Here is a 3,347-nt window from a genome sequence, read left to right on the forward strand (position 1 = left end):
CCGGCGGCATTGTGTTGATGCACGACGGCGGCGGCAATCGAGCAAAGACTGTACAAGCTTTGCCCAATATTATTGCTCGATTGAAAAAGCAAGGGTACAAATTTGTAACGGTTCCAGAGTTATTGGAAATGCAAGAAGAAGAGTTAAAACCGCAAAAAATAGCAAATAAATAAAAAATTGGGAGAGTGGAATTAAGCCCCATTCCCCCTTTTTTTTTGTAAGTAGTTCGATCGATTTTTCAGAAGGATGCCTATCTTGCGCCACACAAATCGATCGACAATCGCTATGCTGTAACAGAGCATCAGTTCGATCGCTAGGTCGATCGCGTACCAGCCATGACCCAAAGTCTCAGTGCGGCAGGGTTGCCGCCCGCCTTCCCGGATCACACGCAACTCCCCGAATCTGACGGCACGTTCTGTCATAACTTTCAAGCACATCCGCAGAGTATCCTGCTCACCGACTCCCTAGAAAGCACGCTGCAAAATCTACATCCTGACGGACAATATGCGATCGGGCAAGATTGTGGCATTTACTGGCGCGAAACCGACCCACCCGAACGCGGAGCCGAAGCCCCTGACTGGTTCTACGTCCCCAACGTTCCGCCTTTGTTAGACGGCGAAATTCGTCGCTCTTACGTGATTTGGCGCGAGTATATGGTGCCAATAATTGCGATCGAATTTGCTAGCGGCGATGGTTCCGAAGAACGCGACAACACGCCGTTATCTCGTTTGCCAGAAGGTACTAATCAGAAACCAGGGAAGTTTTGGGTATACGAACAGATTATCCGCATTCCCTACTACGCCATCTATACAATCAAAACCAGCCAACTGGAAGTCTACAACTGGCTGAACGGCTGCTATTGCCGATTGGAACCAAACGATCGCGGACATTACCCGATCGACCGCATGGGCATAGAGTTAGGCGTATGGGAAGGCAGCTATCAAAATCAGACACAGCGGTGGTTGCGCTGGTGGGACAACCAGGGGAATTTGTTGCTGACGGGGAGCGAACAAGCTCGACTCGAACGCCTCCACACCGAACAGGAACGCCAGCGGGCAGAAGCTGAGCGCCAGCGGGCCGATCGCGTGGAGCAAACACAGCGAGATGCGATTCCGCAACTGCTGGCAATGGGTTTAACCGCCGAACAAGTTGCCCAGGCGCTTTCTCTGTCAGCGGAAGACGTGCAGCGTTTGGGATAAATCTTCACTGCAGAACCCAACCCAACATCAAGCTTAACTTTAATTTCCCTCCCAGCCGCACCTTAATTGCGGTCTTAATTACCTATTGAAAGCTTGCATCTAACGGCAAATTCTGCAACTGAGAATTCACCCAAGTAGAAGCAGCCAGTCCCGATCGCAAAGCAGCATCAATTTGACCTTCCCCGCACAAATCCCCCGCACAAACCAGCGGCAAAATGCCTTCCGCAGGCAAACAAGAAACAGGCAAAGGATTTCGACAAAAAGCATAGCGCCAGCGGTGAACCTGCAACCATTCCGGCTGATTCAGCCAAGGCATTAAATATTCAGAAGCGCGATCGAGCAATTCCCCGCCAACAGCATTCAAATCACTAGCTTCTAAATAGCGATCGGCAAAATTAGCGCTGCTGTGAACCACAAACACAGGCTGCTGAGAGTCGCTGCGCTTGCTGCTGTCGAGGCCAACCCAAGCTAAATCAGAATCATCGGGAAAAGAAACAGATTTCCACTGCGGATTGAGATTGCTCAACTCTGAATTTCGTGCCGCAGGATAGCCAGCCATAACTGTAATGCAGGGGTCGTACTCCACAGAACGCAATTTGTCAATAAAATCCGGCGACAAACCAATTTCCGAATCCAAAAACATTAAAGCTTGGGGAGCAGGAATTGCTACAACCACAGCCTTAGCAATCAATTCTTCAGGTGTCTCTAAATTGTCGTCCGTAACTTCCAGAGAAAGACGCCACATTTGATTGTCGGTACGAGAAATCGCCTTGACTCGGCAGCCGTACCAAATGTGTAAACCCTCTGCGATATACTTGCCGACAGCATTCATCCCAGCAGGTGCGACATAACAATCACTAGGAATAGAGAACATTTCTCCTTGTCGGAATTCTGCCACACTATCCGTCCACAGTTTCAGGATCTGCCGATCGACCAAAACATCAATTAACGCCTGCACCGCCTCTCCCTGCGGCTCCAGATAGCGAGCCCCGTGATCGGCCCTAGCGCCCTGTACGCGGCGAGTAGCGACTCGTCCGCCGGGGCCGCGAGATTTCTCAACAACAGCCACAGAATAGCCAGCGAGGCACAACTGCCGAGCGCAAATCAGCCCCGCCATCCCCGCACCGATCGCCACAACATCGAACATAGTTAGTCAGTAGTCAGTAGTCAGTAGTCAGTTGTCAGTTGTCAGTTGTCAGTTGTCATTAGTCAACAGTCAACACTCAACAGTCAATAGTTATCAGTTTAAAGCTGCGGGGGAAGTTTCTGTGCAGTATTTCAGTTTGCGGCCAAACCCTGAGAGCCGCAGCACAGGTTGCAAGCCCAACGCCATCGCCCTGCAGCACGTAGTAGAATAGGGGACAGCACGAATGCACAGGTAAGATTAGTTTAAAAAAATATAGCGATCGGCAAATTCCACAGCCCGCTACTCGGGAAAATCTAAAATCTAAAATCTAAAATCTAAAATAACCCTAGCGGAGGGCAAAATCTTGGACGAACTCAGAGCAGCACTAGAATTGACAACAGAAGAAGAATTGCAGCAACTAACAGAACTCTTGTTCAGCCGCAAGTTTAACCCTTTAGATTACGTGCAAACCCCCGCACCCCTAGACGTACAAAGCCGCGATCGCGAAGCGTGGCTAGACGCCGTAGAACAGCGGTTTCGCTATCTTGCCGCCGACGGGATGACGGTACTCCGAGGGCGAACCGAACAAGTAACCTACAGACAAGCACTAATTCAAGTTTGTCGCTATCTCAAAATTCCTTATTCCAAACAATTGTCAACCACCGACTTAGAAGCCGAAGTATTTCTGCACTTAATGGGCCGCGCGTGGAAGCGCTTACCCGCCGACGAACAGCAAGCGCTGACACTGCGCGTACAGCGAGCAATTGTTGATTCTAAACTCTCCCAACCCCTGCCGATTTCTGCAGAAAAAGACCCGCTGGGTTTGCTGTTCAAAGGCGGCAGCGCTTTAGCTGTGAGTTCTATCTTAAAACCAATGTTGCTAAAACTGATGGCAAATCAATTTGCGCTGCATTTTGCCACCTATCAAATGGCCAGACAAGGAGTGCTTGCAGGGAGTGCAACCGCAGCCACCCAGTTTCAAAATTATGTCGCAATTCAAGCGGCGCGGCGCGGGATGGCGG

General features: G+C 50.3%; 4 protein-coding genes and 1 pseudogene. 4 read left to right on the top strand and 1 reads right to left on the bottom strand.

From position 1 onward, the window contains the following. Both WBA89_RS03610 and WBA89_RS03615 read left to right on the top strand, forming a co-directional pair. Window positions 1-173 (top strand): annotated as a pseudogene (locus WBA89_RS03610) (polysaccharide deacetylase family protein); the annotation flags it as partial. Between the two features lie 162 nt (window positions 174-335). Next, window positions 336-1,199, top strand: coding sequence for a Uma2 family endonuclease (locus WBA89_RS03615; RefSeq protein WP_424404168.1), 864 nt, complete (start codon window positions 336-338; stop codon window positions 1,197-1,199). Between the two features lie 82 nt (window positions 1,200-1,281). Here WBA89_RS03615 and WBA89_RS03620 read toward each other — a convergent pair whose 3' ends face one another. Continuing rightward, window positions 1,282-2,346 carry an NAD(P)/FAD-dependent oxidoreductase gene (locus WBA89_RS03620; RefSeq protein WP_424404169.1) on the bottom strand — a complete coding sequence of 355 codons (1,065 nt, stop codon included), beginning with the start codon at window positions 2,344-2,346 and terminating at the stop codon, window positions 1,282-1,284. Between the two features lie 31 nt (window positions 2,347-2,377). On the opposite strand from WBA89_RS03620, the gene WBA89_RS03625 reads away from it, so the two are divergent. Next, the gene (locus WBA89_RS03625) at window positions 2,378-2,557 is read left to right on the top strand and encodes a hypothetical protein (RefSeq protein WP_424404170.1); all 180 of its coding nucleotides are present in this window, start codon (window positions 2,378-2,380) and stop codon (window positions 2,555-2,557) included. 132 nt (window positions 2,558-2,689) lie between these two features. Continuing rightward, the coding region (locus WBA89_RS03630; RefSeq protein WP_424404171.1) for a YaaW family protein at window positions 2,690-3,347 on the top strand (658 nt) is incomplete at its 3' end.

Origin of the sequence: Microcoleus sp., from assembly GCF_049646505.1 — a bacterium.
GTDB lineage: Bacteria > Cyanobacteriota > Cyanobacteriia > Cyanobacteriales > Microcoleaceae > Microcoleus.

Excerpts from the sequence above, each read along its gene's own strand:
- WBA89_RS03615 (WP_424404168.1), top strand. The coding sequence starts at position 336 with ATGACCCAAAGTCTCAGTGCGGCAGGGTTGCCGCCCGCCTTCCCGGAT.
- WBA89_RS03620 (WP_424404169.1), bottom strand. The coding sequence starts at position 2,346 with ATGTTCGATGTTGTGGCGATCGGTGCGGGGATGGCGGGGCTGATTTGC.